The 1,687-nt window shown below is 71.9% G+C and carries 1 protein-coding gene; it reads left to right on the forward strand.

Annotated elements, in window-relative coordinates; translation table 11 throughout:
- Positions 1 to 508: 508 nt before the first annotated feature.
- On the forward strand, positions 509 to 1,516 hold the full coding sequence (locus Pme01_RS13605; RefSeq protein ID WP_168115753.1) for a sugar phosphate isomerase/epimerase family protein: 1,008 nt from the start codon (positions 509 to 511) through the stop codon (positions 1,514 to 1,516).
- The last annotated feature ends 171 nt before the right edge of the window (positions 1,517 to 1,687 follow it).

The following is a 1,687-nucleotide window of genomic DNA, read 5'->3' on the forward strand; positions in this document are numbered from 1 at the left end:
TCACGCCTGTCCCGACCTCACGCCTGTCCCGACCTCACGCCTGTCCCGACCTCACGCCTGTCCCGACCTCACGCCTGTCCCGACCTCACGCCGCCCTCCGGTCGAGGGCGCCGCAGACGGGGTGGGGCGGTGCCGCCGCGCGCCGTCCCACCGCCGACCCCGCCCGCCCGGCGCCTCGCGTCCGGGTGTGCCGGGCGTGCCTGGCGCCGCCGACGCCATGCCGTACGGCCGCCCGGATGCCGGGCGGGCGGGGGTCCAACCCCGATGCGGGGGGGATCCCACCGATCCCGCAGAGCCTGGTGCGCGGCCGCCCGGCCCGCCTAGGATGAGCGAACCTGGCCCGGGGACGTCCCGGACCGGTCGGGCGGTTTCCGGCGTTCCTCGCCGGCGTCCCGGCGGGAGGCGCAACCCGCCGGCGATGCCCACCGCGCGACCGGCACCGTCACCTCCTGAGCTGGCAGGTCACCCTCGCGCCTGCTCATTACGCCGACAGTGGAGGAAGAGCACGATGGCGCGACCGATCACGCTGTTCACCGGCCAGTGGGCCGACCTTCCGTTCGAAGAGGTCTGCCGGCTGGCGTCCGAGTGGGGCTACGACGGACTGGAGCTCGCCTGCTGGGGCGACCACTTCGAGGTGGACAAGGCGCTCGACGACGACACCTATGTCGAGCGCAAGCTCGGCACCCTGGCCAAGTACGGGCTGCAGGTCTGGGCGATCTCCAACCACCTGGTGGGCCAGGCCGTCTGCGACCACCCGATCGACGAGCGGCACCGGGGCATCCTGCCGGCGCGGCTGTGGGGCGACGGCGAGCCGGAAGGGGTACGCCGACGGGCGGCCGAGGAGATGAAGGACACCGCCCGGGCCGCGGCGAAGCTGGGCGTACGAACGGTCGTGGGCTTCACCGGATCGTCGATCTGGCACACCGTCGCCATGTTCCCGCCGGTACCGGAGTCGATGATCGACGCCGGCTACCGCGACTTCGCCGACCGGTGGAACCCGATCCTGGACGTGTTCGACGAGGTGGGCGTGCGGTTCGCGCACGAGGTACACCCGAGCGAGATCGCGTACGACTACTACACGACGGTGCGCACGCTCGACGCGATCGGCCACCGGCCGGCGTTCGGGCTCAACTGGGACCCGTCGCACTTCGTATGGCAGCAGTTGGACCCGGTCAACTTCATCTTCGACTTCGCCGACCGCATCTACCACGTCGACTGCAAGGACGCGAAGGTACGGTGCGGTGACGGCCGCCGCGGCCGGCTGTCGTCGCACCTACCCTGGGCGGACCTGCGGCGCGGCTGGGACTTCGTGTCGACCGGCCACGGCGACGTGCCGTGGGAGGACTGCTTCCGGGCGCTCAACGCGATCGGGTACGACGGCCCGATCTCCATCGAGTGGGAGGACGCCGGGATGGACCGCCTCGTCGGTGCGCCCGAGGCGGTGCGGTTCGTGCGGGGGCTCGCCTTCGACCCGCCCGCCGCCGCGTTCGACGCCGCGTTCAGCAGCGACCGCTGACCGGCACCACCGTCACCTCCCGTGATCATCGAGGGTTCGGGGCGCTATGGGTTTGGGGCGTTATGGCGCCGCGAACCGTCAGAGATTTGAATTGGCGTGGGTATCGGGCGATGCGTCGGTCTCCGGCCGTTCGGCATCGTCGCGCCGGCCCCGCCGAGCATGTCGCGTCGA

Source organism: Planosporangium mesophilum (assembly GCF_016863255.1).
Lineage (GTDB): Bacteria > Actinomycetota > Actinomycetes > Mycobacteriales > Micromonosporaceae > Planosporangium > Planosporangium mesophilum.

Excerpts from the sequence above, each read along its gene's own strand:
- Pme01_RS13605 (WP_168115753.1), top strand. The coding sequence starts at position 509 with ATGGCGCGACCGATCACGCTGTTCACCGGCCAGTGGGCCGACCTTCCG.